The sequence below is a fragment of the Roseateles sp. DB2 genome (assembly GCF_051857535.1).
In the GTDB taxonomy this organism is placed as follows: domain Bacteria; phylum Pseudomonadota; class Gammaproteobacteria; order Burkholderiales; family Burkholderiaceae_C; genus Roseateles_B.
Map to the genome: position 1 here is coordinate 103,693 of NZ_JBPZGY010000014.1, position 24,536 is coordinate 128,228.

Consider the following 24,536-nt stretch of genomic DNA (forward strand, 5'->3'; position numbering starts at 1 on the left):
CCTGGGGGCAGCTCAAAGCCCCGCGGCTGCGGCCTTCGCACCAAAAACAGGCCCGAAAATATCGCCTTGTCAAGCGGCCGGTTTCAGCGATTTGCCCGCCACAATCCCGCCCTTCGTCTTTCCTTTTGCCGCTGGTTTCTTTGTATGTCGAGTATTCAGGTCCGTCCGGCCACGCTGCGTGACGCCAAGGCCATTGCTGAGATCCACGTCGCCGCTGCGCAAGACGCCTACAAGGACTTGCTGCCGGTGTCCGTGCTGGACAGCTGGTCCGTGCAGAAGCGTCAGGCCTTCTGGCGTGAAGCCATCGATCTGTGCGAACCGCAGGTGATGGTGGCGCACATCGACAACGAGATGATGGGCTTCGTCGGCTTCGATCGCTCGCGCGACAAGGGCACGCCCTCCAGCACCGGCGAGATCTGGGCGCTGTACGTAGCGCCCAAGCACTGGGAGAAGGGCGTGGGCCTGGCCCTGTGGGACGCGGCCCGCGACGGCCTGCAGGAAGAAGGCTGCACCAAGGTCACCCTGTGGACCTATCTGCGCAACGAGCGCGCCCTGCGGTTCTTCGAGCTGGCTGGTTTCAAGCGCGAGCTCAACACCACCAAGACCACCGAGGTTGGCTCGGTGCGCCTGGAAGAGCTGCGCCTGCATCGCTCGCTGGTCTGAGTCCGGAGCGCCGGCAGCCTCCGTCGTGAGACGCGTTGCTGCCGGGACAGGTGCTGCAGCTCCCTGTGGGGCTCAGTTCCATGAACAGGCCGGGCTCAGGCTGAGTCCCTGGCCATCCCTGCGGGCAAAACGGTAACCCGGAGCCCTCAGCGATTCGATCAGCAAGGATGGCGCCTCGGCGCTATGGGCACGGATGTCCTGCATCAGGACGATGCCGCGCCCCGCCACCTTTGGCCCCTCCATCACGCGCTTCACGATGGAGGGCGCAGAAGAGTCGGCCCAGACCAGGGAATCGATACTCCACAGCACCCGCCGCAATTGCTGGTGCTCTGTGTGTCCGCCTACACCACCTTGCTGACGGCACCACGGGGCGCGCGGAACAGGCTGCGGCATGCCGGCCCTGTGGGTCCCGCAGCTTCCAGCAGGGCCTGCGCCAGCGGGAGTCAGCGGGATCTCATCCCGGATGTCGGATTCGCTGTGCTGTGGCAGCTTGGCATGACCCGCCCTGAACCGTTGCCACCATCTGCCGGGCCAGCGCTTTGTTGCGTTTCAACGAGACACGGCCTGAGGGGACTCGCCGTGACTGCGGGCCATCTGCAACAACAGCGGCAACAACAGCGGTGACAACAGCGGCAATTGCAGCGCCTTGAACTGGCGTTGAGTCACCTTCGCGAGGAGCCTTGCCCTGCAAACGCCACTCATCCGTACCGACGAGCGCGTTGCACGTGTTCATCGATGATTCCGTCGATCGCGGTGTCTTTGTGTCTTGGGTGGATCACCGCATGAGACAGGGTAAAGTAAGGGTTCCTTACTTTCAGAATTTCCAAAAAGTGCTCGCGAAGATTACCGCCAAGAATCAACTGACATTGCCAAAGAGCGTGACCGAGCCCTTGGGGCCCGTGCAGTACTTCGACGTGCAGACCCGGGGTGGCCAGATCGTGCTGACCCCCGTCCGAATCCAGCGAGGCGATGCCTTGCGCGCCAAGCTGGCCGAACTGGCCCTGTCGCAAAAAACGCTGGAGGCCGCCCTGCACTGGGCCGAGACGCAGATGGGGGCTGTCAAAACCATCGAGACCCCCAAAAAGGCGGGGGCCGCCAAGCCCGCAAAACCATCGAGTACCCTCGGCCCGAAAAAATCGACGGCCAGAAAGGTGGGGGCCAAGAACATGCAGTCCCGGGCTGCTGTCAAAGCCACTGAGACTCCCAAGAAATCGGCAAGCGGCCTGCGTGCAAAACCATCGAGTGCCCGTTCCGCGGGCGGCGCTGCTGCCACGCCCGCGCGCAAGACCGCTGCAAAACCATTGAGTGCCGTGGCCAAGCGAAGCAAGGCGGCCACCCCCGCCACCGCGCGCAGCCGGGTTGCACCCGGTTCTGCCGGCACGCGTCGCGCCGCATGAAGGCGAAGTCAGGCGTGCCGGCGTGCGCGCGCAAGACCCGACCCCGCAGCGCCGTGCTGGACACTGCCCTGCTGCTGCAAGCCCTGCTTCACAACGATGCCGAGGGCGCCTTGCTGAGACAGGCCTGGCAGGACGGGCGCCTGCCCTTGCTGGTCTGTGCAGAGACCGCCCAGTTGCTGATGCTGAGCCTGGCGGCACCCGCACTGAAGCTCAAGGCTGCCCAGCAGCAGGAGCTGCTGGCGGATGTGCTGCCCTATGCGCAGGTCTGCAAGCCGCTGGCGCAGCGGGCGCCCGCCCGCTTGCCACTAGGACCCTTGCTGGCTCTGAGTCTGGCGCAGGCCGCGGGGGCAGGACTGCTCCTGAGTGAATCACTGGCCCTGCGCAACCATGTGGCCAGGCAGGCAGCGCGCTATCCCGACCTGCGTGTGCTCACGCTGCGTGAATGGGTTGACGAATCGAGAAGCTGAGCGGCTGATGCGGGGTCGAGCGATCTGATAGATTCACGCCCGCTTATGAGCAGCTATAACTTTGGTTCGAGTGGAAGCATGTGGCGCGTGGTGTTCTATGAACGCCGCGCGAATCGTGTCCACGTTGACAGAACCGGACCCTGGCTGCCGGACAAGCAGCTGGCGCGCAACTGGGCCCTGTGGTTCCTGGAGCGGGGCTACCACGTGGCCCTGCAGGACTCCGCCGGCACGCTGGAGCGCTTCAGCAAGGGGTTGCCGGCCTGAGCGCCAGGGGCGCCTTGCACGCGTCCCCGGTTTTGCACCTTCAGGCCAGGTACTGACCCCCGTTGGCGCTGATCGTGGCTCCGGTAATGAAGCTGGCTTCGTCTGCCACCAGAAAGCATACGCAACGCGCGATTTCCTCCGGCGTGCCCAGGCGGCCGACCGGGATCTGGGGCAGGATCATGCTGCTGACCACCTCGGGCTTCATGGACTTGACCATGTCCGTGGCGATGTAGCCAGGGCAGATCACGTTCACCGTGATGCCCTTGCTGGCGTTTTCCAGGGCCAGGGCCTTGCTGAAGCCGATCTCGCCAGCCTTGGCGGCAGCGTAGTTGGTCTGGCCCAACTGGCCCTTCTGGGCATTGATGGACGAGATGTTCACGATGCGGCCGAAGCTGCGCTCGCGCATACCGTTGATCACCTGGCGGCTCATGTTGAAGACCGAATTCAGGTTGGTGTTGATCACTGCCTGCCATTGGGCCAGGGTCATCTTGTGCAGCATGCCATCGCGGGTGATGCCGGCGTTGTTGACCAGCACGTCCACTGGTCCCAGCTGCGCCTCGACCTGTGCCACGCCGTGCTCGCAGGCCGTGTAGTCCGAGACATCCCAGCGGTAGACGGGAATGCCGCTCTGCTGGTGGAAGGCCTGGGCGGCGGCTTCGTTGTCTGCATAGACGCTGGCCACGCGGTAGCCTGCTGCCTGCAGGCCCAGGGCGATGGCGGCGCCGATGCCGCGGGTGCCGCCAGTCACGATGGCCACTCTTTGCATAGTTGGTGTCTCCTGGTGTGATGCAAATGGCGCCTGGGCGCCAACGCGTCATCATTCGCGGGACGCCGCCGGGCGTCAACCGTCGAGGCCCCCCGGCATGAGGGCAGCAGGGACGATGCTGTCGCGCAAAAAAATGGCCCCGCCCGACATGTGTGGGGCAGGGCCAAGAAGGCAAGAGCGAATGTGTTGCTCCGTCTGGCACCGGCACGGGACCGGTGAGTCGACGGCCAGTACTGTGCCAGCATCGGATGACGCCGACATGACGCCCCTGAAAAGGCAGGGGCTGTGTCGGCAGAGTCTGCGGGGCTTGCGAGGTTCAGACCGCCAGTCCCCAGCCCTCGGTCGCGGCGGGGTTTTCATGCTGCTGGACGTGGACCGGGCACAGACGCTTGGCGGCGGCACGCTGCACCAGTTGCTCGGCCTGCGCAGCCGTCAGGCGCAGGGAAAATCGGGTCCAGCGTCGCTGCACAAGGTCGTGGCCCCAGGCATCTTCCAGCGTCCAGCGGATCTCGTGCGCAGCCTGGAGCTGCTGGCGTTGCATCACGCGAGGCACAAAGGCCAGCACGAAGCGGTTGAAGTCCGCTTGCTGGTCTGCGGGCAGCAGGGCCTCCAGGCGCGCGAGCCGCTGGCTCCAGCCCGCGGTGGCGAACTGGCGGGTGACCAGGGCCTGCAAGGCCTGGATGGGGTTGAAGAGGCGCAGGCGATTGGGTGGCAGCACATGCAGGGGGAGGGTGGCCGCTTCCTCGTGGGAGAGCGGGGTCACAAAGCTGCTCAGCAGGGCCAGGCGCTGCCAGGCGGAGGCGTCCAGGCCACCCATGTGACGTATGGGGCCCTGCTGCAGGCTTTGTGCTGCGGCCTGCAGGGAGGCCAGGTCGCGTCGGCCCTTGGCCGTATTGGCCTGGCGACTCATCATGGCCAGATTGCCGGCTGCATAGCCGGCGTCGTCGCGTACGCGGTCCAGGCTGCGCTGGCAGGGATCCCCGGGGACATCGTTGAGGGGCAGCCGGCTGATGGGGCAGTGCTCCGTGTCCAACTGCTGCAGGTAGTTGGGCGTAAGCAGCGTGGTCTCGAAGCTGCGACCACGGGCCCAGGCATGGGTGCGCAGCTGCAGCCAGCGCTGGGTATGGGCGCCGGCCTTGAGCGTTCGACGGCCGAAGGTGGCCTGACCGGCCTGCCAGCCCTGGCGCAGGGGCGAGGCACTGAAGAGATGCTCCACCGCCGGAGTCAGGCCGTGCCGGGCGTGGTCCCAGCCGAGTTCGAAGCCAACCTGCTTGCCTGCAGGCAGGGTGGGGGCATCGTCCATGGCCAGATCAAGCTGGGCCGGTGCGGTGCGAGGGTTCGGAACGGTGAGCTGGGCCATGGTCATCTCCTGCAAAGGTAGGGAGTGCTGGCCGCCACAAATCTGTCAGCGACCTTGTGGCACAGTGTGCGTTGCAGGTAGCTCAAGGCATGAGCTACCTGGAATCCTTGCGAGAGCCGGGGAAAACCACGACAGGGGGGCCGCAGGCCATGGACCGTACCGAGCGCTTCTACAAAATCGAAATGCTGATCCGTGCTCACGAGTGCGTCAGCTTTGCGGCGCTGCTGGAGGCGCTGGAAGTCTCGCCGGCCACGCTCAAGCGCGATCTGCAGTACCTGCGTGAGCGCATGGATGCGCCTATCGAGTACGACGTCCTGGACAACGGCTACCGCTTCAGCCAGGACTGGCGCGGACAGAAGCACGAGTTGCCGGGCGTCTGGTTCAGCGAAAAGGAGCTGCACGCCCTGTTGACCATGAACCAGCTGCTGTCCAGCCTGGACGAGAACGGCCTGTTGACGCGTCACCTGCAGCCCATGCTGGACAAGCTCAGTGGCATGCTGGGCAGTGACGAGGCCGAGGCCCGCGAGCTGACGCGGCGGGTCAAGCTCATTTCAACCGCGCGTCGTCGTGTGCCCTCCGAGCACTTCGAGACCGTGGGCAGTGCGCTGGTGAAGCGCCAGCGGCTGCGCTTGTCCTACCGCAAGAGAGGGCGGGGTGGCCAGGCTGGTTCCCTGGGCGAGCGCGTGGTGTCGCCGCAGCGCCTGGTCCACTATCGCAACACCTGGTATCTGGATGCCTGGTGTCACAAGAGCGAGGGTCTTCGTCGCTTTGCACTGGATGCGGTGGAGGCGGCGCAGGCCACGCAGGACAAGGCCCGCGCGGTTGCGGTGAAGCAGCTGGAGGCGGAGCTGGACCAGGGCTATGGCATCTTCGCCGGGGGGCGGCCGCAGCGGGCGCGTCTGGTCTTCAGTGCCGAGGCTGCGCAGTGGGTGTCCCGCGAGGAATGGCATCCCGCGCAGCAGAGTCGCTGGTTGGTCGATGGTCGCTGGGAGCTGGAAGTGCCCTATGTGGATGCCACGGAGCTGCTGATGGACCTGTTGCGCCACGCCGGCGAGGTGGAGGTGATGGCCCCCGCGGCCCTGGCTGAAGCCTACGAGGAACGCCTGCGTCAGGCACTTCAGCGCCTGCCTCGCAGCAGGAAATAGGGGCACGGGGCCAGGCTGGGCAGGCCTGCCGGGATCTGCAGGGCCCGGAAGCCCTTAGCGCCGAGGGCGAAGGGCAGGATGCGCAGCAGAGGCCCTGATGGCCGTGCTCAGGCCTGCTCGGGCTCGTTCTGCTGGCGTTGCAGGCGTTCGCTGTGCCAGTAGACGTCGTCGCCGCCCTTGCCGTCCAGGTTGGCGCGGTTGAGTACGCGGGCCAGCACGAAGAGCAGGTCGGAGAGGCGGTTCAGGTACTGGCGGGGTGCGGCCTCGATCTGTTCGCCCTCGTGCAGGGCATGGACCACCGCACGCTCAGCACGGCGGGCGATGGTGCGGCATACATGCGCAATGGCGGCGCTGCGGGTGCCGGCGGGGAGGATGAATTCCTTGAGACGTGGCAGGGCGGCGTTGTAGTGGGCCAGGGCCTCATCCAGGCGCAGCACGGCGTCCTCCTTCAGCAGGCTGTAGCCAGGCATGCACAACTCGCCGCCGAGGTTGAACAGCTCGTGCTGGATGGTGATCAGGAGTTCGCGGACATCCTCTGGCAGGGGCTCGGCCAGCAGTACGCCGATGTTGGAATTGAGCTCGTCCACATCGCCCATGGCCTGGACGCGCAGGTGGTCCTTGGGCACGCGGGTGCCATCGCCCAGGCCGGTGGTGCCGTCATCTCCGGTGCGGGTGGCGATCTGGGAAAGTCGGTTGGCCATGATGACAGCGGGCGGGTCTTGTTGATGAGGCCCGCATCTTGCCTCAGTCCGGCGACGGTCCCGGATTAGCCCCTGCGTCCGCTGCGGTGAAAGTCTGGCCGCTGGGGACGGGCCGGATGCGCCTGTGCGCCTTCGCCATGGGGTGTGGGTTCATGTCCGGGCGGTGCAGCGGGCGTGGCGGGCGCACGGAAGGCGTTCATGATGTTCTGGACCAGCAAGGCCAGCATGTCGCGCCGCCACAGACCCAGCAGGGCCAGGGCCACGACGACGATCAGCAGGATCCAACTCGATGTGGTCATGGAAGCTCCTCGTGCGGCTGTCGTGCGACCATGGTGGCACGGGCGCGCCGGGGCTTCAAGCCCAGGTGATTGCGCCAGCGCAGGTCCGGTGCAGTTCGATCCTGGCTTCCGGCTGTTCGGGCTGCGTTCAGCACCGCTTCCTAGAATGGTCCTCGACGCCAAGCCGGAGTTCCGCCATGTCTCATGCCCCCTTGCCCGCTGCCCTGAACGGTCCGCGCCGTGCCGTGCCGCAGGCGCTGAAGCAGTCCTGCCGCGAACGCTTTGGCGCGCGCTGCGTCGAGTCGCTGGCCGTGCGCCAGCAGCATGGCCGCGACGAGAGCCCTTTCGACGTGGAGCCGCCGGAGCTGGTCCTTTTTGCCGAGAGCGAGGAGGAGGTGGCCTTCGTGTTGTCGCTGGCTCAGCAGCATGCGGTGCCGGTCATTCCCTATGGCGCAGGCACCTCGCTGGAGGGCCATCTGCTGGCGGTGCAGGGTGGCATCAGCCTGGACCTCTCGCGCATGAATCGCATCCTGGCCGTGCAGGCCGAGGACCTGACGGTGACGGTGCAGCCGGGCGTCACCCGCCACCGGCTCAATGACGAGCTGCGCCATCAGGGCCTTTTCTTCCCCATCGATCCTGGTGCCGATGCCTCGCTGGGCGGCATGGCCGCCACGCGGGCCAGCGGCACCAATGCCGTCCGCTACGGCACGCTGCGTGAGAACGTGCTGGCCCTGCGGGTGGTCACGCCGGGCGGCAGCATCGTGCGCACGGGCTCGCGGGCGCGCAAGAGCAGCGCCGGCTACGACCTCACCCGACTCTTCGTGGGCAGCGAGGGCACGCTGGGCGTGATCACCGAACTGACGCTGCGGCTCTATCCGCTGCCGGAGGCGGTGTCGGCGGCCATCTGCTTCTTCCCCAGCATCGATGCGGCCGTTCAGACCACCATGCAGATCATCCAGATGGGTGTGCCCATCGCCCGCTGCGAGCTGCTGGATGCCAACACCGTGCGTGCCGTCAACGCCCACGACCACCTGGGCCTGCGCGAGTCGGCCATGCTGCTGATGGAGTTCCATGGCTCGGCGGCCGGTGTGGCCGAGCAGTCCGGGACCGTGCAGGAGATCGCCCGCGACTTCGGCGGCGAGGACTTCGAATGGGCCAGCACGCCCGAGGAACGCACGCGGCTGTGGACGGCCCGCCACCATGCCTATCTCTCAGCCCTGCAGATGAAGCCGGGCTGCCGCTGCGTCACCACGGACACCTGCGTGCCCATCTCGCGCCTGGCCGAGAGCATCAACGAGTCGGTGGCTGAAGTCCTGGCCTCGGGCCTCCCCTATTTCATCGTGGGGCATGTGGGCGACGGCAATTTCCACATGGGCTACCTGATCGACCCCGAGAAGCCTGCGGAACGCGAGACGGCCGAACGGCTGTCGGCGCAGATGGTGGCCCGCGCCCTGCGCCTGGGAGGCACCTGCACGGGCGAGCATGGCATAGGCCTGCACAAGCAGGCGTTCCTGCTGGACGAGGCCGGCGAGGAGGCCGTGGCACTCATGCGCACGCTCAAGCGGGCCATGGATCCGCTGGACATCATGAATCCGGGCAAGATCTTCCCTGGCCAGGCGAGCCGCTAGCGGTAGCGGCGCAGGATCTCCTCCAGCCGCCCCTCGCTCAGCAAGGCCTGCTGGGCCGCGGCCAGCTCGGACAGCGGGATGGGCGAGCTGCGCAGGCGAAGGCAGTACAGGGCCGTGCGTGACACCTCCAGCGGCGAGGCCACCAAGCTGCGCAGTTTGGGATCGTGGGCGCGCGCGTAGGCGAGCTGCAGTCGGCTGATGACGCTGTAGTCGGCCCTGCCCAGGCTCTGCATCTGCAGTAGGCGGGATTCGTTGTGGGCCAGGCTTCGATCCATGCGGCCAGCCTCGAAGAGCGGATCCAGCAGGGGGTAGCGATAGCCCGTGACGACGCCCACCGTTCTGCCCTGCAGCTGCTCCAGCCTATGGACCAGGGGCATGCCTGGCTGGCTGACCAGCTCCTCGACCACCTCCATCAGCGGCCGCGGCAGCCACTCGATCCAGACCTCGTCCTGCGCGCTGTACCAGCGGGGGTTCTCGAAGCACTGCACATCGAAGCTTCCTTCGCGCAACTGCTGCCCCACGCGTCGCGTGGGCATCAGCAGGAACTGGGCTTCTCGGCCGAGGCGGTGGGCAAGGGCCTGGCCCCAGTCATGGACGATGCCACCCAGCAGGCGAGCCTCGCCACTGCCCTGGCTGATGTCGGCAAAGGGAAGGCTGGTGCCCGTGGTCACCAGCAGGCGCAGGGACGGTGCGGCGGCCTGCGCCTGAGGCCCCAGGACGGCCAGGGCAAGCAGCAAGGAAGCCCAGGCACCCCTCACCCTGGACGATCGAGCCGAGGTCAATGGGCCGGCGCCGGCACGGTCCAGCGCTTGCTCACCTCGCCCTTGCCGTTGACGCTCTCCAGCTGCACGCCAAAGCCCCACAGCCGGGCCACGTGCTTGAGGACTTCCTGCGCGCTTTCGTGCAAGGGGCGGTCCAGGTGCTGGGTATGGCGCAGGGTCAGGGAGCGGTCGCCGCGCAGGTTGACGTTCCACACCTGGATATTGGGCTCCCGGGTGGCAAGGTCGTACTGGCGGGAGAGGGCCTCGCGCACGTGCTGGTAGCCGCTTTCGTCGTGGATGGCGGAGATCAGGTATTCCTTCTCCTTCTCGTCATCCAGGATGGCGAAGAGCTTGAAGTCACGCATCAGCTTGGGGCTCAGATACTGGCCGATGAAGCTCTCGTCCTTGAAGTTGCGCATGGCGTGCTGCAGGGTGGGCAGCCAGTCGCTGCCGGCGATGTCGGGGAACCACTGGCGGTCTTCGGCGGTGGGGGCCTCGCAGATGCGCTTGAGGTCGGTGTACATCGCAAAGCCCAGGGCGTAGGGATTCAGGTTGGCCATGGGCTGCTGCGCGATGACGTTGGTGTGCGACTTCAGCCACTCGATCATCATGCCGTCGGTGAGGTAGCCGTCGTCGTACATCTGGTTGAGCAGGCGGTGGTGCCAGAAGGTGGCCCAGCCCTCGTTCATTACCTGGGTCTGGCGCTGCGGGTAGAAGTACTGGGCGATCTTGCGCACGATGCGCACGATCTCGCGCTGCCAGGGCTCCAGCAGGGGGGCGTTCTTCTCGATGAAGTACAGCAGGTTCTCCTGCGGCTCCTCGGGGAAGCGGCGCGCGGCCTGGGCCTCGGCGTCCTTGTCGGCGCGGCGGGGCAGGGTGCGCCAGAGGTCATTGATCTGCTGCTGGGCATAGGACTCGCGGTCCTTGAGCCGGTTGCGCTCCTCGGCGAGCGAGAGCTTGGCGGGCCGCCGGTAACGGTCCACGCCGTGATTCATCAGGGCGTGGCAGGAGTCCAGCAGGGCCTCGACCGCTTCCAGACCATGGCGCTCCTCACATTCGGCCACGTAGTTCTTGGCATAGACCAGATAGTCGATGATGGACGAGGCGTCCGTCCACATGCGGAAAAGGTAATTGCCCTTGAAGAAGCTGTTGTGACCGTAGCAGGCATGGGCGATCACCAGGGCCTGCATGGCCATGGTGTTCTCCTCCATCAGGTAGGCGATGCAGGGGTCGGAGTTGATGACGATCTCGTAGGCCAGGCCCATCTGACCGCGCTTGTAGTTGCGCTCGGTGGCGATGAACTCCTTGCCATAGCTCCAGTGGCGGTAGTTCACCGGCATACCCACGGAGGCGTAGGCATCCATCATCTGCTCGGCGGTGATGATCTCCAGCTGGTTGGCATAGGTGTCCAGGCCGTAGCGCTCGGCCGTCTGGCGGATGACCTCGTGGTATTCGTTGATCAGCTCGAAGGTCCAGTCGCTGGGCGCCGGCAGCGGGTGGTCCGGACGCTTCTGCAGCGGCTTCATCTCGCGCAGCGGCGGCGGGGAGCGGCGGCCGCCCCATTCGTGGCGGTCCGCGTGCATGCCGGTGCGGCGGCGGTTCTCGATGTCGGTCATGTGGCGGCCCCTTCCTTCTTGAACAGGTCGCGGAAGACCGGGTAGATCTGGCTGACCTCCACGGCCTTGCGCATCGCGAACTGCGGCACCTCGTCGGCCAGCTTGGCGTATTCCTCCCAGAGGTTCTGTTCGGCTTCCGCCACCTGCACGTAGGCGAAGTAGCGGCACAGGGGCAGGATCTTGTCGGTGAGCAGCTCGCGGCAGCGGCCGCTGTCGTGGTGCCAGTTGTCGCCGTCGCTGGCCTGGGCGCCGTAGATGTTCCATTCCGTGGGCGAGTAGCGCTCGCGGATGATCTGCTCCATCAGCACCAGGGCCGAGGACACCACGGTCCCGCCGGTCTCGGTGGCGTGGAAGAAGTTCTGCTCGTCCACCTCCTGGGCCTGCGTGTGGTGGCGGATGAAGACCACGTCGATCTTCTCGTAGTGCCGCGTCAGGAAGAGGTAGAGCAGGATGAAGAAGCGCTTGGCCAAGTCCTTGCGCGCCTCGTCCATGGAGCCGGAGACGTCCATCAGGCAGAACATCACCGCGCGGGTGGTGGGCACAGGCACCTTGACCCGCGAGCGGAAGCGCAAGTCGATGGGATCGAGGAAGGGGATGGCCTCAATGCGGCCCTTGAGCAGGGCGATGCGGGCCTCGGTGTCCTCGATCAGGGTCTTGTTCTCGGGGTGGTCCGGCAGCTCGCGCAGCAGCAGGGCCAGGCGCTCCTCCAGCTCGTGCAGCTCGCGCCGCTTGCCCATGCCCAGGGCGATGCGGCGACCCAACGCGCCCCGCATGGAGCGCACCACGTGCAGGTTGGTGGGGGTGCCGTCGCTGGTGAAGCCGGCGCGGTGGCTCTTCCATTCCGGCGTCTCGGCCAGGGTGGTGCGGGCCATATTGGGCAGGGCCAGGTCGTCAAAGAAGACCTGCATGAACTCTTCCTTGCTGAGGTGGAAGACGAAGTCGTCCTCGCCCTCGCCGGAGTCGCTGGCCTGGCTGCCCTGGCCCTGGCCTTGCCCGCCCTGGGGCTTGGGCACGCGGTCACCCTTGACGTGATCCCGGTTGCCCGGGCGCACCACCTCGCGAGTGCCGCCCTCGCCATGGCCGAAGACGGGCTCGCTAAGGTCCTTCTTGGGGATGTGCACCTCTTCGCCGCGCTCCATGTCACGGATGCCACGCCCGTCCACCGCCCGCCGCACCGCCTCGCGGATCTGGTCCTTGTGTCGACGCAGAAACCGCTCGCGATTGCCGATGGACTTGTTCTTGCCCGAAAGCCGTCGATCGATGATCTGCTGCAGCATGTCTGTCCTTCAAAGACTCCGCTCAGCCTGGCATTTCCAAGCGGGGCCCGAGGATCCGGCTCCGCCGGTCCTTCGGGCCCGCCCCCTCGAGGGGGCGCGCGAAGCGCGTAGGGGGTGGACCATCAGCTACTCTTCCTGACCCGCAGGTACCACTCGCAAAGCAGCCGCACCTGCTTGGCTGTGTAGCCCTTGTCGACCATGCGTTGCACGAAGTTTTCGTGCTTCTTGGCTTCCTCGGCGCTGGCCTTGGCATTGAAGCTGATCACCGGCAGCAGCTCCTCGGTGTTGGAGAACATCTTCTTCTCGATCACCGTGCGCAGCTTCTCGTAGCTGGTCCAGGCTGGGTTCTTGCCGGCGTTGTTGGCACGGGCCCGCAGCACGAAGTTGACGATCTCGTTGCGGAAGTCCTTGGGATTGCTGATGCCCGCGGGCTTCTCGATCTTCTCCAGCTCGGCATTCAGGGCAGAGCGGTCGAAGACCTCGCCGGTGTCGGTGTCGCGGTATTCCTGGTCCTGGATCCAGTAGTCGGCATAGGTCACGTAGCGGTCGAAGATGTTCTGGCCGTACTCCGAATAGCTTTCCAGGTAGGCCGTCTGGATTTCCTTGCCGATGAACTCGGCGTAGCGGGGAGCCAGTTGCTCCTTGATGAAGCCGACGTACTTCTGCTCCAGCTCGCCCGAGAATTGCTCGCGCTCGATCTGCTGCTCCAGCACGTACATCAGGTGCACGGGATTGGCTGCAACCTCGCCGGGATCGAAGTTGAAGACCTTGGAGAGGATCTTGTAGGCAAAGCGCGTGCTGATGCCGTTCATGCCCTCGTCGACGCCAGCGTAGTCGCGGTACTCCTGCAGGCTCTTGGCGCGCGGGTCGGTGTCCTTGAGGTTGTCGCCGTCGTAGACCTGCATCTTGGAGTAGAGCGTCGAGTTCTCAGGCTCCTTCAGCCGTGTCAGCACGGCGAACTGCGCCATCATCTTCAGCGTGCCCGGCGCGCACTTGGCCTCGGCGAGCGAGGAGCCGCGGATGAGCTTCTCGTAGATCTTCATCTCTTCGCTGACGCGCAGGCAGTAGGGCACCTTGACGATGTAGATGCGGTCCAGGAAGGCCTCGTTGTTCTTGTTGTTGCGGAAGGTCTTCCACTCGCTTTCATTGCTGTGCGCAAGCACGATGCCGTCGAAGGGGATGGCGCCGAAGCCTTCCGTGCCCTTGAAGTTGCCTTCCTGCGTGGCCGTCAGCAAGGGGTGCAGCACCTTGATCGGCGCCTTGAACATCTCGACGAACTCCAGCAGGCCCTGGTTGGCCAGGCACAGGCCGCCGCTGTAGCTGTAGGCATCGGGGTCGTCCTGCGCATAGGTTTCCAGCTTGCGGATGTCCACCTTGCCCACCAGGCTGGAGATGTCCTGGTTGTTCTCGTCGCCCGGCTCGGTCTTGGCCACACCGATCTGCTTGAGCACGCTGGGATAGCGTTTGATCACGCGGAACTTGCGGATGTCGCCGCCGAACTCATCCAGACGCTTGACGGCCCAGGGCGAGAGGATGCGGTTGAGGTAGCGGCTGGGAATGCCGAACTCCTTCTCCAGCAGCGGGCCGTCCTCCACGGGGTCGAAGAGGCCCAGCGGCGATTCGTTCACCGGCGAATCCTTCAGTGCGTAGAAGGGCACTTGCTCCATCAGCTGCTTGAGCCGCTCGGCGATGGAACTCTTGCCGCCGCCCACCGGACCCAGCAGATACAGGATCTGCTTCTTTTCCTCCAGCCCCTGCGCGGCGTGACGGAAGTAGCTGACGACCTGCTCGATGGCCTCTTCCATACCGTAGAACTCGGCAAAGGCGGGATAGAGCTTGATGGTCTTGTTGGCGAAGATGCGCGAGAGCCGCGGATCGTGGCGGGTGTCTACCATCTGCGGCTCGCCGATGGCCTTGAGCATGCGCTCGGCGGCAGTGGCGTAGGCCAGGGGATTGCGCTTGCACTCGGTCAGGTACTCTTCAAGCGAGAGCTCTTCGATCCGGCTGCGCTCGTAGCGGGCGGTGTAGTTGCTGATCACGTCCATGCTGACCTCCTGTGTTCGTTGGAGGCGATGCCAGGCATACGACATCCGGCATCGTCTGGGAAGTTCTGGTGACGTCCTGGGCCAAGGCGTCATCAGAGCTTTCCGAGCATCAGCTCGCGTCAACAGTTTCTTGCAGCGGGGGGATAGGGCCGCCCTGGAAAAAAGCCCTCCGGGGCGGATTTCTCGAGGCTTGCCTGCTGCGATCGAGATCTCTGCTTCCATCCTACGCCGCTTGCCGCGACAAGGAAGGACACAAGACCTGACCCCCTCATGATTTCACTTGTAGTCCTTTCGCGATGACTTCGCAACGCCGTCCTGCGGGGAGGCGTTTACAGCATAGACCCCCGCATCATGCGCGGGCAGTGAGTCGAGGGCGGTCAGGTGTGAAAAAAAGCCGTGCACAGGGCACGGCTTTGGTGGAAGAAGATGGCGGCTGAGGCAAGGCCGTCTTACTGCGGGCCCCGAAGTCGTTCGATCAGCCCGTTGAGTTCGTCCAAGGAGCTGAACTGGATGGCGATCTCGCCGGAGTCGCCCCGGCGCGTCTTCTTCTTGACCCGGATTTCCACCTGTGCGGTCAGTAGATCAGACAGCTCTTCCTCCAGGCGCAGTACGTCGCGGCTCTTGTCGCCCTTGACTCGCAGCAGGGGCGCCTGCCGGCCTGCACCTTGATGGCGCTGCACCAGCTTTTCGGCCTCACGCACGCTGAGCTTCTTGGCAGCGATCTCAGTGGCGCTGGTGATCTGGTGCGCGCCGTCCAGGGCCAGCAAGGCCCGGGCGTGGCCCATGTCCAGGTCACCCGCCATCAGCATGGCTTGCACCGGTTCAGCCAGGTTCAGCAGGCGCAGCAGATTGCTGGCGGCGCTGCGCGATCGGCCCACGGCTTGAGCGGCCTGTTCGTGAGTGAGCCCAAACTCGTCCGTGAGGCGTTTCAGGCCCTGCGCCTCTTCCAGCGGGTTGAGGTCTTCACGCTGGATGTTCTCGATGAGGGCCATGGCCGCCGCGGCTTCGTCCGGCACGGTCTTGACCAGCACCGGCACGTCGCGCAGACCGGCCAGCTTGGCGGCGCGGAAGCGACGCTCACCCGCGATGATCTCGTAGCGGGCCACACCGTCCTTGGATGCCTCGGCGCCGATAGGGCGTACCAGGATGGGCTGCATGATGCCCTGGCCCTTGATGCTCTCGGCCAGCTCGTAGAGCGAGCCCTCGTCCATCCGGGTGCGCGGCTGGTATTTGCCGGCCTGCATCTGCTCCAGGCGCAGTGTGCTGGGCTCGCCTTCGCGCGCGGCAGGCGTTTCAGAGACTTTGGGGCCCAGCAGGGCTTCCAGGCCCATGCCGAGGCCCTTGGGTTTTTTCGTGACCATGGGGAGGATTGTCGCAAAGTGCTGCCGCGGCCCCGCCAGGCTTTTTTTTCGGGGAGTCTGCATCCGGAATGACGAGCGCTGCATCCAAGCAGATGAGACCTCCATGTGGCGGGGTCCTGGAGCGAGGAGCGCTTGCATGATGAATTCGCGTAAACAATGTCTGGCCTTGCTGGCCTCCCTGAGCATGAGCCCGCTGGGCATGGCCGCGCCGGACGTCGCGGCGCCCCTGATCCTGCAGCCCGCGGAACAGGCCGCCTTGAGCCAGCAGATCCGCCTGCGCCTGAACCAGGACTATCACGACCTGGCCCGGGTGCCGGCTGCATTGGAGTCCCTGAAGCCGCAGGCCAGGGCGCTCACAGGGCCGGACCTGGCGGAGGACTGGACCCGGCTGCTGCAGGCCCAGCTTCAGGATGCCCATGCGCGGCTGGTCTACAGCCCTGAGCTGCTGCCGCCCGATCCGGACGAAGCGGACGACGCACCGTCCGGCCCGCCAGCCGAGGTGATGCGGCACTTGAACTGCGGCGTGGAGCGGGTGGAGCACTATCCCGGCAACATCGGCTATCTGCGCGTGGATGCCATGGCCCCGCCCGAGGCCTGTGCATCCACCCTGGCCGCCGCCCTGCAGGTGCTGGCCCAGAGCGACGCTCTGATCCTGGACCTGCGCCGCAACCGCGGTGGCAGTCCGGCCATGGTGCAATGGCTGGCCAGCCACTTCCTGCCACCGCAGACAGCCCTGAGCTCTATGGTCCGCGCCCGTGATGCCTCCAACGAAGCCATGCAGACCCAGGCCGGACTGCCCGGACCGGACCTCGCCAGGATGCCCCTGTACCTGCTCACCAGCAGCAAGACCTTCTCGGCCGGCGAGCATTTGGCCTACGACCTGCAGCAGGCCGGCCGCGCCAAGGTGGTTGGCGAGCCCAGCGGCGGCGGCGCCAACCCGGGCACTTTCCGGACGGTGCATCCGCATTTCCGGCTGTGGGTCTCGTTGGCGCGTTCGGTGAGCCCGGTCACTGGCGGCAACTGGGAAGGGCGGGGCGTCCAGCCTGATGAGCGCGTCAAGGCGCCCGAGGCGCGACGCGTGGCCTATGGCCGGGCGCTGAAGGACCTGGTGCTGGCCAAGGCACCGTCTGCCATGCCGGGCGAACGCGAAGAGCTCCTGGGCGAGCTGGATGAAGTCTCGAAACGCCTGGGGCTCTGAACCCCCATCCGCGGTCTGACCGCGCCATGAAGAAGGAATCCGACGATGGATAACGTGAACGAGCTGTGGGTGGGCCTGGGGATGATCGTGGTGACGCTGGTCGCCATCCTTGGCCCGGTGATGTTGCTGCTGCGCCTGATGCGCCACCAGACCCGCCAGAAGGAGCAGCGCTATCGCTTTCTGCTGGAGCTGGCCGATCGCCGGCAGCCATTGCCGCTGGAGCTCCTCAAGGAGTCCACGCCGACCGAGTCGGACCGCCGTCGCGGCCTGGTGCTTGTGAGTGCGGCCATGGGCGTCTGGCTGAGCCTGCAGCTGCTGCCGCTGGAGTACAGCGAGGGCCACCGCCTGGGCGAGCTGTGGGGCCTGGCCTGCCTGCCTCTGATGGTGGGCCTGGGCTATCTGGCCAGCTGGTGGCTGGGCCAGCGCAGCCAACGCACCGATGGCTGAGCCCCTGGACCCCGAGGACCGGCTGGACCGGCTCCTCGTGCGGCGGCTGCTGGACACGGGCGATGCGCAGGCCTTCGAGCAGTTGCTGCGGCGGCACCAGGGCCTGGTGCGGGCCCAGCTTCGCCGCCTGCTCCATGGTGATGCGGCGCAGGCCGACGAGCTGGCGCAGGAGGTCTTCCTGCGCCTGTGGCGAAAGCTGGACCAGTACCGTGGCGAGGCGCGCTTCGCGACCTGGCTGTTCCGCCTGGCCTATACCGTGTTCCTGGAATCGCGCCGCAAGCACCAACTGCCTCTCGACGACGTGGCGGACCTGGAAGATGCGGCCGGCTCGGCCCCCGACCCCTCACCGGCCCTGCGCATGGACCTGCATCAGGCCCTGGAGCGCCTGCCGCGGCCGGAGCGCCAGGCCCTGATGCATTGCGCCGAGCTGGGCCTGAGCCATGAGGAGGCTGCCCAGGTGATGGGGCTGCCCCTGGGCACACTGAAGTCGCATGTGCAAAGAGGCAAGCAGCGCCTGCGCGGCTGGTTGCAGGATTGGAAGGAGACGAGGCCATGAGCAAGCTGGACAACACGCCTACTGAGGGCCTGCCCCCTCTGACCGCGCAGGACGAGGCCGCTCTGGAGATCTTGCTAGCCCAGGCACGGCTGGATCCGGTGCCAGACGAGGGCTTCAGCGCGGCGCTGATGCAGCGCCTGCCCGATCCTGGCCGCTACCGCAGACGGTCCAAGGCGCCTTTGTGGGGGGCCGGCCTGGGGGGGGGTCTGCTGGTCTGGCAGCTGGCCGGCACGGGGCTGCTGCCCCAGGCCCTGGCTGGTGGGGCACAAGGCCTGCTCACGTCGGCGCTGGGCGTGGTCCTGGCTTGTGTGCTGGGCCTCAGCGTCGGCGTGAGCGGCTGGGTCTGGTCGGAGCGCGAAGGCTGATCGCCGCTGGGCTGCTCAGCGCGCCTCACTGCACAGCGTGGCCAGCAGGGCTTGGCCCTCAGGCCAGTCGTCCAGGCCGCTGGCGGTGTTGAGATGGCCCCGAGGGCCCGCCAACACCAGGCGGGCGCCCCAATCGGCGGCCATCTGGCTGGCGCGTTCCTGCGCGCAGAAAGGGTCATCGGAGGAGACCACGGCGATGGCCGGGAAGGGCAGCCGCAGGCGGCGGATGGGGCGCCAGTTGTGCAGCTGTGGCGGCATGTCCTCGCGTTCGGTATCGGGCGGCGCCACCAGCAGGGCCGCCCGCACACGCCCCGTGTGCTGCGAATGCGCGGCCCAGGCGGCCACCAGCTGGCAACCCAGGCTGTGGGCCACGAGCACGGCCGGCGTCTGCTCCAGGCGCGGGTCGGCCACCAGCACCTCGTCCAGCCGCGCCATCCAGTCGCCGCGGCGCGGCCATTCCCAGTCGGACTGCTCGATGCGGACATGACCCAGCTGCCGTTCCCAGCGGCTCTGCCAATGATCCGGGTCGGAGTCGAGCCAGCCGGGCAGCAGGTAGACGGGCGTGGCGTTGTCGGAGGAGGCGTCGGAGGAGGGCAGGGGCATCATCAGAGGCGAAGGATGAGCGCGGGCAGGGGGCGGGTCATCCCTTATGCTGTCGGACTGTTCCCATTGATTGTGCTGGAGATCTCATGACGTACACCGTGTTTGTGGATGGACAGGAAGGCACCACGGGGCTGCGCATCCATGAGTACCTGGCCCAGCGCAGCGACATCGAGGTGCTGCGCATAGCCGCCGACAAGCGCAAGGACGCCGCCGAGCGCGCCCGCCTGCTCAATGCCGCCGACGTGGCCTTTCTGTGCCTGCCGGACGCCGCCTCGCGTGAGGCCGCGGCCATGATCAGCAACCCCAGGACCTGCCTGATCGACGCCAGCACCGCCCATCGCACCGTCCCGGGCTGGACCTTCGGCCTGCCCGAGCTGTGCAAGGGCCAGCGCGAGGCCATTCGCGGCGCCAAGCGCATTGCCAATCCGGGCTGCCATGCCAGCGCCTTCATCCTGGCCGTGCGGCCCCTGGTGGATGCCGGCCTGCTGGCGCCCGAGGCGCTGATCTCGGCCACCTCTCTCACCGGTTATTCTGGCGGTGGCAAGGGCATGATCGCGGAGTACGAGGCCGGCGGCAACGCCCAGCTGAAGTCGCCGCGTCCCTATGCCCTGGGCCTGGCTCACAAGCACCTGCCGGAGATGATGGCCCATACCGGCCTCCGGACGGCGCCCGTGTTCATGCCCATCGTGGCCGACTTCTACAAGGGCCTGGCCGTTACCGTGCCGCTGCACCTGCAGCAGCTGCGCGCCGCTACCACGCCCGAGCATGTGCGAGAGGCCCTGGCTGCGCACTACGAGGGCGAGCGCTTCATCCGCGTCATGCCCCTGCGTGACGCCGACACCCTGGCCGGCGGCTTCTTCGACGTGCAGGCCTGCAACGACACGAATCGCGTGGACCTCTTCGTCTTCGGCAGTGACACCCAGGTCCTGGTGATGGCCCGTCTGGACAACCTCGGCAAGGGAGCCAGCGGTGCCGCCGTCCAGAGCATGAACGTGCACCTGGGGGTGGACGAAACCCTGGGCCTGGTCTGAGCGTGAGTGCCATGCGCTGGTGCACCGACGCCGCGGTGCCCGTCGCGGATCTGGATGCCCTGCGTGAGGGCGTGATCCTGCATGGCAGGCAGCAGGCGCAGGGCAGCGATGCCCATGACATTGCCTGCGCCCTCTACGACGACAGCGGCACGCTGCTGGCCGGCGCCTGCGGCCGCACGGAGTTCGAGCGGCTCTACATCGACTACCTCTGGGTCCATCCGGACCGCCGCGGCGAAGGTCTGGGCGGGGATGCCCTGCGCCGCCTGGAAGCCCAGGCCCTGCGTCGCGGCTGCCGCGATGCCCTGGTTGAGACCTTGCTGGACGAGGCGGCTGCGATCTACGAGCACCTGGGCTATGCCTGCATTGCCCACCTCCACGACTTCCTTCCCGGCTTTACTCGGCACACCCTGTTGAAGGTCTGGCGACCGAGAGACTGAACCTGGCCGACCCGACCCAGCAACGGGAGACGGCCCCCTCGGGAGAGGGACGGGATGGCCGATGCTCGCTGCCACTGGGCTTCATGCCTTTGGCGCAGGGCTTCTGCCCCACCGGGCTGTAGGCAGGGGGCTTTGCGCGGGTCGCGAGGGGGCGCCTGTGTGGCCATGGTCGTCTTGGGCACATGGGTGGCTGCCGCCAGCCGTGCTGCCGCCGTGAGCACCAGTCGGGCGTCACTGCAGCACCATCTCTACACGCCGGTTGCGGGCGCGGCCTTCTTCGTCGGCATTGGACGCCAGGGGGGCGATATTGGCTGCTCCCTTGGCACTGAGGCGGCCGGCCTCGATGCCATGCGGCGGCTTGCCCAGGGCGGCGACCACAGCCTGTGCACGGGCCAGAGAGAGCGCCAGGTTGGCGTCGAAGCCGCCCACGTTGTCCGTGTGGCCGACGATGTAGACCCGCAGCTTGGGGTCCGCCTTGAGCACCTGGGCCATCTCGGCCAGCTGGGCCTGGGACTCGGGCTTGATCTCGCTCTTGCCCGTGTCGAAGAAGAGGCCGTAGAGCGAGATCTTGCCCTCTGCCTTGAGGCTCTGCCCGATGGCGCCTGCATCGACGGTGACCTGGCCGGTGGGCATGGTCTTGGGCTCGACGATCTCGATGTAGGTGGCTGTGCGGTGCGTGTAGGCGTTCTGGGCCATTGCGCTGTAAAGCAGCAGATGCAGCGTCCGGCCGCCCTGGGTCAGCTGGCCCACGAGCATGCGGCCCCCCTCGGGGCTGATGCTGGCTTCCAGAGGCCAGCGTCCGCCGGAGGCCACCGTCATGTTGGGCAGATCACCCTTGGCCCAACTCATGCCGCGCAGTCTGTCGTTCTTGTTCAGCGCGAAGTAGGCCTTCACGCAGCCCTGATCCTTGCTTTCGCAGCTCCAGCCGGTCTTGAAGCCCGCGGCGTGCAGGGCCTGCTGATGGTTGCGGAAGACCTCCAAAGGGCCTTTGTCCTGCGGGGCCAGGTAGAAGAGGCGGGTGACCTTGCCCTCCACTGGCTGCGGGTTGGCAAAGTGGTCACCGTTCTTGGCCACGCCGCTGGCGTCCGGGAAGCTGCGCTGCTCCCAGTCCTGCTGGGCGAAGCCCACGAGCAGGCTGCCGCTGAAGCGCCTGAGCACGGGATGGTCGCTGCTGCCGGGTACGTCGGCGGTGGGCACATCGGCCAGGGAGGGCAGGGGCGACAGGGTGGTGCACAGCCCCGCGAGGGCGCAGGCGCTGAGGGCACGAATGGATGACATGGAGGGCTTCCTGAAGGGATGGGGCGGGCGCATCGAGGAGGCGCAGGGGTGCTTGCGCCTACTGCAGCACCATCTCCACGCGCCGGTTGCGGCCGCGGCCTTCCTCGCTGGCATTGCTGGCCAGCGGCGCGAAACTGGCAATGCCGCGGGCCTGCAGGCGGCTGGCGGCGATGCCTTTTTGCACCAAGGCCGCGAGCACGGCCTGTGCCCGGCCCTGGCTCAGCGCCAGGTTGGCGTCTATGGTGCCGACATTGTCGGTATGGCCGACGATCAGCACCTTGAGCGTGGGCGGTGTCCTCAGGACGGCCACCATCTGGTCCAACTGGGCCTGACTCTCGGGCTTGAGCTCGGTCTTGCCGGTGTCGAAGAGCAGGCCATAGAGCGCGATCCTGCCCTCTGCCTGCAGGCCTTGGCTGAGGGCCTTGGCATCTACGGTGACCTGGCCGATGGGCATGGACCGGGGCTCGATGATCTCGATGTAGGTGGCTGTGCGGCCCGTGTGAGCGTTGTCGGCCACCGAGGTATAGAGCAGCAGCTGCAAGCTGCGGCCGCCGCTGGACAGCGTGCCCACCAGCATGCGCCCCTGCTCGAAGCTCAGCGACATTTCCAGGTTCCAGCTGCTGCCCTTGTGCTCGGCATCGATGCCGGGCAGGTCGCCTTCGGCCCAGCGCATGCCCTTGGCCCGCTCATAGCCGTCCAGCGCGAAGTAGGCCCGGGCGCAGCCCTGGGCCTCGGTCTCGCAGCTCCAGGTGGTTTTGAAGCCCGCAGCCTGCAGGGCCTGCTGGTAGTTGCGAAAGACCTCCAGCGGGCTCTTACCCAAGGGCGCCAGATAGAATAAGCGCGTCACCTTGCCTTCGACGGTGATCGGGTTTGCGAAGCGGTTGTCGTCCTTGGCGGCACCCTTTGCATCAGGGAACTGGCGCTGCTCCCAGTCCTGCTGGGCGTAGCCGACCAGCAGGCTGCCGCTGAACCGCTGCAGGACCGGGTGGTCCTTGGCCCCAGGTACGTCAGACCTGGGCGCTGCTGCCTGGGCCGTGAAGGCGCCCAGGGCCAGGCCCAGAACCAGGATGTGGCGGGTCAGGGGGGACGGGCTGGCGAGGCGCATGGACGGCGTCCTTCTTGGGAGTGGCAGTGCTGCCGCATGCTACCCAGCACACTTCTACATGATGTAACCATGTGAATGCGCGGCCCCCTCGGCCACGGGGCTCAGTGCATGTCTTCCGGAGGGCTGCGAAAGTGGTAGCGGTAGGCCTGCCGAAAGCCCAGGCCGCGATACAGGGCCAGGGCGGGGGCGTTGTGTTCGCCCACCTGCAGATAAGCCTGGCGCGCCCCTTGGATGCTGGCCTGCTGAAGCAGGGCCATGCACAGGCTGCGGGCATGGCCCTGGCCGCGAAAAGGCTCGGGGGTGTAGATGTCGTAGAGGCCGACCCAATCACCTTCCTGGGCGATCTGCCCACAGGCCAGCAACTCCCAGCCGCGGATGGTGTTGCGGCGCAGCCAGAAGCCCTGATAGGGCACGCGGGACTGCGACTGCCGCTCGGCCTGCGCCTGGATCTCGAGCTCGCTGCTGCCCTTGAGTTCACCCATCTGGCGGGCGAAATCCATGGCATCCACCGGATGCAAGACCTGACCCCCAGGCAGCGGCCAGCCCATCACATCTGCCAGTTGCGGCCGGACCAGGACCTCGGCGGCGTCGTAGCTGGGCCAGCCTTTGGCGGCCAGCAGGGCGTCCAGCTCGGGTGGTTGCGTGAAGGGGGTGATGCGGACGATCAGCGGCAGCCCGGCGGCGTGGAAGCTGCGGGCGCAGCGCGCCAGCAACTCGTCTACAGGCAAGATACCGGTTTCCAGGGCGTTGATGCAGCGAGCGCGCTTGGCCTGGCCGGGGGAGAGCCGGATCAGCCAGCCCTCGATGCGCGACTCCTGCGGCGGCGAGGTGGCGTTGAGGCCGGCCAGCTCGGCCTGTCGTCCCAGTTCGGCCAGCTCGGTGGCGTCCATATCACATCGCCGCGATGCGACGCACCATTTCCTTGGCGAACTCGACAAAGGATTGCGCACCCTTGGACGAGGGATCGAACACCACGCCCGGCAGTCCGTAGCTGGGCGCCTCGGCCAGGCGTACGTTCCGGGGGATCACGGTGTCGAACACCTTCTCGCCGAAATGGGCCTTGAGCTGCTCGCTGACCTGGTTCTGCAGGGTGATGCGGGGGTCGAACATGACCCGTAGCAAGCCGATGATCTGCAGATCGGGATTGAGGTTGGCATGGACCTGCTTGATGGTGTTCACCAAGTCCGACAATCCTTCCAGCGCGAAATACTCGCACTGCATGGGCACGATCACCCCGTGAGCGGAGCACAGGCCATTCAACGTCAGCATGGACAAGGATGGCGGGCAGTCGATCAGTACGAAGTCATAGTCATTTTCTGCCGCCTTCAATGCGCTCTTGAGGCGACGCTCGCGGCGTTCCAGTTCCACCAACTCGACTTCCGCGCCGGCCAGCTCTCGATTGGCGCCCAGTACGTCATAGCCCACTTGCTCGTTGCGTTGACGGGCCTCGGCGATGCTGGCTGACTCCAGCAGTACGTCATAGACACTTAGCTCCAGGGCGCGCTTGTCCACGCCCGAGCCCATGGTGGCATTGCCCTGCGGATCCAGGTCTACCACCAGCACCCGCTGGCCGACTTTGGCCAGGCCGGCAGCGAGGTTGACGGTGGTGGTGGTCTTGCCGACTCCGCCTTTTTGATTGGCGACGCAAAAAATCTTGGACATGAAGGCTCCCCCCCTACGCGCTTCGCTGGGCCCTCGCGGGGCGAACTCGACAGCCCGGCAGAACCGGGTGAGCGAGTTCCGCGTGCTGGCGCTGCGTGCGACTGGGGCTATGTGCTCGGTTGGCT

The 24,536-nt window shown here is 66.5% G+C and carries 27 protein-coding genes; 12 read left to right on the plus strand and 15 right to left on the minus strand.

What is annotated here, in order from left to right:
• Window positions 1-144 precede the first annotated feature (144 nt).
• Complete coding sequence (locus tag ACS5PK_RS18585) at window positions 145-663, plus strand: GNAT family N-acetyltransferase (protein WP_183102481.1); 519 nt, start codon at window positions 145-147, stop codon at window positions 661-663.
• Window positions 664-735: 72 nt separating this feature from the next.
• Here the strand turns inward: ACS5PK_RS18585 and ACS5PK_RS18590 are convergent, their stop codons facing one another.
• The gene (locus ACS5PK_RS18590) at window positions 736-1,056 is read right to left on the minus strand and encodes a hypothetical protein (protein WP_439441756.1); all 321 of its coding nucleotides are present in this window, start codon (window positions 1,054-1,056) and stop codon (window positions 736-738) included.
• A gap of 332 nt (window positions 1,057-1,388) precedes the next feature.
• On the opposite strand from ACS5PK_RS18590, the gene ACS5PK_RS18595 reads away from it, so the two are divergent.
• The 3 genes from ACS5PK_RS18595 (at window position 1,389) to ACS5PK_RS18605 (ending at window position 2,791) form a co-directional block, all read left to right on the plus strand.
• Window positions 1,389-2,060, plus strand: a complete 672-nt coding sequence (locus ACS5PK_RS18595; RefSeq protein ID WP_439441757.1) for an AbrB/MazE/SpoVT family DNA-binding domain-containing protein — start codon at window positions 1,389-1,391, stop codon at window positions 2,058-2,060.
• Window positions 2,057-2,527 carry a putative toxin-antitoxin system toxin component, PIN family gene (locus ACS5PK_RS18600; RefSeq protein ID WP_439441758.1) on the plus strand — a complete coding sequence of 157 codons (471 nt, stop codon included), beginning with the start codon at window positions 2,057-2,059 and terminating at the stop codon, window positions 2,525-2,527. The genes ACS5PK_RS18595 and ACS5PK_RS18600 overlap by 4 nt, the downstream gene beginning before the upstream one ends.
• 78 nt (window positions 2,528-2,605) lie before the next feature.
• Window positions 2,606-2,791 carry a hypothetical protein gene (locus tag ACS5PK_RS18605; protein ID WP_439441759.1) on the plus strand — a complete coding sequence of 62 codons (186 nt, stop codon included), beginning with the start codon at window positions 2,606-2,608 and terminating at the stop codon, window positions 2,789-2,791.
• 40 nt (window positions 2,792-2,831) lie between these two features.
• Here the strand turns inward: ACS5PK_RS18605 and phbB are convergent, their stop codons facing one another.
• Entirely contained in the window at window positions 2,832-3,557 is a 726-nt protein-coding gene (phbB, locus tag ACS5PK_RS18610) for an acetoacetyl-CoA reductase (protein ID WP_439441760.1), read from the minus strand.
• A 316-nt stretch (window positions 3,558-3,873) separates the two neighbouring features.
• Window positions 3,874-4,917, minus strand: coding sequence for a hypothetical protein (locus ACS5PK_RS18615; protein WP_439441761.1), 1,044 nt, complete (start codon window positions 4,915-4,917; stop codon window positions 3,874-3,876).
• 89 nt (window positions 4,918-5,006) lie between these two features.
• Between ACS5PK_RS18615 and ACS5PK_RS18620 the strand changes: the two genes are divergently transcribed.
• Window positions 5,007-6,062 carry a helix-turn-helix transcriptional regulator gene (locus ACS5PK_RS18620; RefSeq protein WP_439441762.1) on the plus strand — a complete coding sequence of 352 codons (1,056 nt, stop codon included), beginning with the start codon at window positions 5,007-5,009 and terminating at the stop codon, window positions 6,060-6,062.
• 107 nt (window positions 6,063-6,169) lie between these two features.
• On the opposite strand, the gene ACS5PK_RS18625 is transcribed toward ACS5PK_RS18620, so the two are convergent.
• Together ACS5PK_RS18625 and ACS5PK_RS18630 are read right to left on the minus strand one after the other, a co-directional pair.
• Window positions 6,170-6,763 (minus strand): cob(I)yrinic acid a,c-diamide adenosyltransferase, encoded by a 594-nt coding sequence (locus tag ACS5PK_RS18625; RefSeq protein ID WP_439441763.1) that lies wholly within the window; start codon window positions 6,761-6,763, stop codon window positions 6,170-6,172.
• A 65-nt stretch (window positions 6,764-6,828) separates the two neighbouring features.
• Window positions 6,829-7,062 carry a hypothetical protein gene (locus ACS5PK_RS18630; protein ID WP_439441764.1) on the minus strand — a complete coding sequence of 78 codons (234 nt, stop codon included), beginning with the start codon at window positions 7,060-7,062 and terminating at the stop codon, window positions 6,829-6,831.
• 176 nt (window positions 7,063-7,238) lie between these two features.
• Here ACS5PK_RS18630 and ACS5PK_RS18635 point away from each other — a divergent pair, with 176 nt between their 5' ends.
• Window positions 7,239-8,669, plus strand: a complete 1,431-nt coding sequence (locus tag ACS5PK_RS18635) for an FAD-binding oxidoreductase (protein ID WP_439441765.1) — start codon at window positions 7,239-7,241, stop codon at window positions 8,667-8,669.
• Here ACS5PK_RS18635 and ACS5PK_RS18640 read toward each other — a convergent pair.
• From ACS5PK_RS18640 to ACS5PK_RS18660, 5 genes are all read right to left on the minus strand, one after another.
• A complete protein-coding gene (locus tag ACS5PK_RS18640) occupies window positions 8,666-9,406 on the minus strand; it encodes a substrate-binding periplasmic protein (protein ID WP_439441766.1) in 741 nt (246 codons plus the stop codon). The genes ACS5PK_RS18635 and ACS5PK_RS18640 overlap by 4 nt on opposite strands.
• Before the next feature lie 41 nt (window positions 9,407-9,447).
• Window positions 9,448-10,956 carry a SpoVR family protein gene (locus tag ACS5PK_RS18645; protein WP_439441791.1) on the minus strand — a complete coding sequence of 503 codons (1,509 nt, stop codon included), beginning with the start codon at window positions 10,954-10,956 and terminating at the stop codon, window positions 9,448-9,450.
• 86 nt (window positions 10,957-11,042) lie between these two features.
• The gene (locus ACS5PK_RS18650) at window positions 11,043-12,323 is read right to left on the minus strand and encodes a YeaH/YhbH family protein (RefSeq protein ID WP_439441767.1); all 1,281 of its coding nucleotides are present in this window, start codon (window positions 12,321-12,323) and stop codon (window positions 11,043-11,045) included.
• Between the two features lie 122 nt (window positions 12,324-12,445).
• On the minus strand, window positions 12,446-14,368 hold the full coding sequence (locus tag ACS5PK_RS18655) for a PrkA family serine protein kinase (protein WP_439441768.1): 1,923 nt from the start codon (window positions 14,366-14,368) through the stop codon (window positions 12,446-12,448).
• Between the two features lie 449 nt (window positions 14,369-14,817).
• On the minus strand, window positions 14,818-15,729 hold the full coding sequence (locus tag ACS5PK_RS18660; RefSeq protein ID WP_439441769.1) for a ParB/RepB/Spo0J family partition protein: 912 nt from the start codon (window positions 15,727-15,729) through the stop codon (window positions 14,818-14,820).
• 136 nt (window positions 15,730-15,865) lie between these two features.
• On the opposite strand from ACS5PK_RS18660, the gene ACS5PK_RS18665 reads away from it, so the two are divergent.
• From ACS5PK_RS18665 to ACS5PK_RS18680, 4 genes are read left to right on the plus strand one after another with little or no spacing between them, the layout of a single operon-like run.
• A complete protein-coding gene (locus ACS5PK_RS18665; protein ID WP_439441770.1) occupies window positions 15,866-16,927 on the plus strand; it encodes a S41 family peptidase in 1,062 nt (353 codons plus the stop codon).
• A gap of 45 nt (window positions 16,928-16,972) precedes the next feature.
• Window positions 16,973-17,374 carry a DUF6249 domain-containing protein gene (locus ACS5PK_RS18670; protein WP_439441771.1) on the plus strand — a complete coding sequence of 134 codons (402 nt, stop codon included), beginning with the start codon at window positions 16,973-16,975 and terminating at the stop codon, window positions 17,372-17,374.
• Window positions 17,367-17,930 carry an RNA polymerase sigma factor gene (locus ACS5PK_RS18675; RefSeq protein WP_439441772.1) on the plus strand — a complete coding sequence of 188 codons (564 nt, stop codon included), beginning with the start codon at window positions 17,367-17,369 and terminating at the stop codon, window positions 17,928-17,930. Before ACS5PK_RS18670 ends, ACS5PK_RS18675 begins: the two co-directional genes overlap by 8 nt.
• Window positions 17,927-18,295 carry a hypothetical protein gene (locus tag ACS5PK_RS18680; protein WP_439441773.1) on the plus strand — a complete coding sequence of 123 codons (369 nt, stop codon included), beginning with the start codon at window positions 17,927-17,929 and terminating at the stop codon, window positions 18,293-18,295. Before ACS5PK_RS18675 ends, ACS5PK_RS18680 begins: the two co-directional genes overlap by 4 nt.
• A 15-nt stretch (window positions 18,296-18,310) precedes the next feature.
• Here ACS5PK_RS18680 and ACS5PK_RS18685 read toward each other — a convergent pair whose 3' ends face one another.
• Window positions 18,311-18,901: an RBBP9/YdeN family alpha/beta hydrolase gene (locus ACS5PK_RS18685; protein WP_439441774.1), complete on the minus strand. Its 591-nt coding sequence runs from the start codon at window positions 18,899-18,901 to the stop codon at window positions 18,311-18,313.
• 83 nt (window positions 18,902-18,984) lie between these two features.
• Here ACS5PK_RS18685 and argC point away from each other — a divergent pair, with 83 nt between their 5' ends.
• Window positions 18,985-19,929 (plus strand): N-acetyl-gamma-glutamyl-phosphate reductase, encoded by a 945-nt coding sequence (argC, locus tag ACS5PK_RS18690; RefSeq protein ID WP_439441775.1) that lies wholly within the window; start codon window positions 18,985-18,987, stop codon window positions 19,927-19,929.
• An 11-nt stretch (window positions 19,930-19,940) separates the two neighbouring features.
• Window positions 19,941-20,366, plus strand: coding sequence for a GNAT family N-acetyltransferase (locus ACS5PK_RS18695; protein WP_439441792.1), 426 nt, complete (start codon window positions 19,941-19,943; stop codon window positions 20,364-20,366).
• 231 nt (window positions 20,367-20,597) lie between these two features.
• Here ACS5PK_RS18695 and ACS5PK_RS18700 read toward each other — a convergent pair whose 3' ends face one another.
• The 4 genes from ACS5PK_RS18700 to ACS5PK_RS18715 form a co-directional block, all read right to left on the minus strand.
• The gene (locus ACS5PK_RS18700; RefSeq protein ID WP_439441776.1) at window positions 20,598-21,644 is read right to left on the minus strand and encodes an OmpA family protein; all 1,047 of its coding nucleotides are present in this window, start codon (window positions 21,642-21,644) and stop codon (window positions 20,598-20,600) included.
• 58 nt (window positions 21,645-21,702) lie between these two features.
• The gene (locus ACS5PK_RS18705) at window positions 21,703-22,749 is read right to left on the minus strand and encodes a DUF4892 domain-containing protein (RefSeq protein ID WP_439441777.1); all 1,047 of its coding nucleotides are present in this window, start codon (window positions 22,747-22,749) and stop codon (window positions 21,703-21,705) included.
• Window positions 22,750-22,850: 101 nt separating this feature from the next.
• A complete protein-coding gene (locus tag ACS5PK_RS18710) occupies window positions 22,851-23,639 on the minus strand; it encodes a GNAT family N-acetyltransferase (RefSeq protein WP_439441778.1) in 789 nt (262 codons plus the stop codon).
• Window position 23,640: 1 nt separating this feature from the next.
• Entirely contained in the window at window positions 23,641-24,411 is a 771-nt protein-coding gene (locus tag ACS5PK_RS18715; protein ID WP_439441779.1) for a ParA family protein, read from the minus strand.
• Window positions 24,412-24,536 lie beyond the last annotated feature (125 nt).

Excerpts from the sequence above, each read along its gene's own strand:
- ACS5PK_RS18585 (WP_183102481.1), top strand. The coding sequence starts at position 145 with ATGTCGAGTATTCAGGTCCGTCCGGCCACGCTGCGTGACGCCAAGGCC.
- ACS5PK_RS18590 (WP_439441756.1), bottom strand. The coding sequence starts at position 1,056 with ATGCCGCAGCCTGTTCCGCGCGCCCCGTGGTGCCGTCAGCAAGGTGGT.
- ACS5PK_RS18600 (WP_439441758.1), top strand. The coding sequence starts at position 2,057 with ATGAAGGCGAAGTCAGGCGTGCCGGCGTGCGCGCGCAAGACCCGACCC.
- ACS5PK_RS18605 (WP_439441759.1), top strand. The coding sequence starts at position 2,606 with ATGTGGCGCGTGGTGTTCTATGAACGCCGCGCGAATCGTGTCCACGTT.
- phbB (WP_439441760.1), bottom strand. The coding sequence starts at position 3,557 with ATGCAAAGAGTGGCCATCGTGACTGGCGGCACCCGCGGCATCGGCGCC.
- ACS5PK_RS18615 (WP_439441761.1), bottom strand. The coding sequence starts at position 4,917 with ATGGCCCAGCTCACCGTTCCGAACCCTCGCACCGCACCGGCCCAGCTT.
- ACS5PK_RS18620 (WP_439441762.1), top strand. The coding sequence starts at position 5,007 with ATGAGCTACCTGGAATCCTTGCGAGAGCCGGGGAAAACCACGACAGGG.
- ACS5PK_RS18625 (WP_439441763.1), bottom strand. The coding sequence starts at position 6,763 with ATGGCCAACCGACTTTCCCAGATCGCCACCCGCACCGGAGATGACGGC.
- ACS5PK_RS18630 (WP_439441764.1), bottom strand. The coding sequence starts at position 7,062 with ATGACCACATCGAGTTGGATCCTGCTGATCGTCGTCGTGGCCCTGGCC.
- ACS5PK_RS18635 (WP_439441765.1), top strand. The coding sequence starts at position 7,239 with ATGTCTCATGCCCCCTTGCCCGCTGCCCTGAACGGTCCGCGCCGTGCC.
- ACS5PK_RS18645 (WP_439441791.1), bottom strand. The coding sequence starts at position 10,956 with ATGAAGCCGCTGCAGAAGCGTCCGGACCACCCGCTGCCGGCGCCCAGC.
- ACS5PK_RS18650 (WP_439441767.1), bottom strand. The coding sequence starts at position 12,323 with ATGCTGCAGCAGATCATCGATCGACGGCTTTCGGGCAAGAACAAGTCC.
- ACS5PK_RS18655 (WP_439441768.1), bottom strand. The coding sequence starts at position 14,368 with ATGGACGTGATCAGCAACTACACCGCCCGCTACGAGCGCAGCCGGATC.
- ACS5PK_RS18660 (WP_439441769.1), bottom strand. The coding sequence starts at position 15,729 with ATGGTCACGAAAAAACCCAAGGGCCTCGGCATGGGCCTGGAAGCCCTG.
- ACS5PK_RS18665 (WP_439441770.1), top strand. The coding sequence starts at position 15,866 with ATGATGAATTCGCGTAAACAATGTCTGGCCTTGCTGGCCTCCCTGAGC.
- ACS5PK_RS18670 (WP_439441771.1), top strand. The coding sequence starts at position 16,973 with ATGGATAACGTGAACGAGCTGTGGGTGGGCCTGGGGATGATCGTGGTG.
- ACS5PK_RS18675 (WP_439441772.1), top strand. The coding sequence starts at position 17,367 with ATGGCTGAGCCCCTGGACCCCGAGGACCGGCTGGACCGGCTCCTCGTG.
- ACS5PK_RS18680 (WP_439441773.1), top strand. The coding sequence starts at position 17,927 with ATGAGCAAGCTGGACAACACGCCTACTGAGGGCCTGCCCCCTCTGACC.
- ACS5PK_RS18685 (WP_439441774.1), bottom strand. The coding sequence starts at position 18,901 with ATGATGCCCCTGCCCTCCTCCGACGCCTCCTCCGACAACGCCACGCCC.
- argC (WP_439441775.1), top strand. The coding sequence starts at position 18,985 with ATGACGTACACCGTGTTTGTGGATGGACAGGAAGGCACCACGGGGCTG.
- ACS5PK_RS18695 (WP_439441792.1), top strand. The coding sequence starts at position 19,941 with ATGCGCTGGTGCACCGACGCCGCGGTGCCCGTCGCGGATCTGGATGCC.
- ACS5PK_RS18700 (WP_439441776.1), bottom strand. The coding sequence starts at position 21,644 with ATGTCATCCATTCGTGCCCTCAGCGCCTGCGCCCTCGCGGGGCTGTGC.
- ACS5PK_RS18705 (WP_439441777.1), bottom strand. The coding sequence starts at position 22,749 with ATGCGCCTCGCCAGCCCGTCCCCCCTGACCCGCCACATCCTGGTTCTG.
- ACS5PK_RS18710 (WP_439441778.1), bottom strand. The coding sequence starts at position 23,639 with ATGGACGCCACCGAGCTGGCCGAACTGGGACGACAGGCCGAGCTGGCC.
- ACS5PK_RS18715 (WP_439441779.1), bottom strand. The coding sequence starts at position 24,411 with ATGTCCAAGATTTTTTGCGTCGCCAATCAAAAAGGCGGAGTCGGCAAG.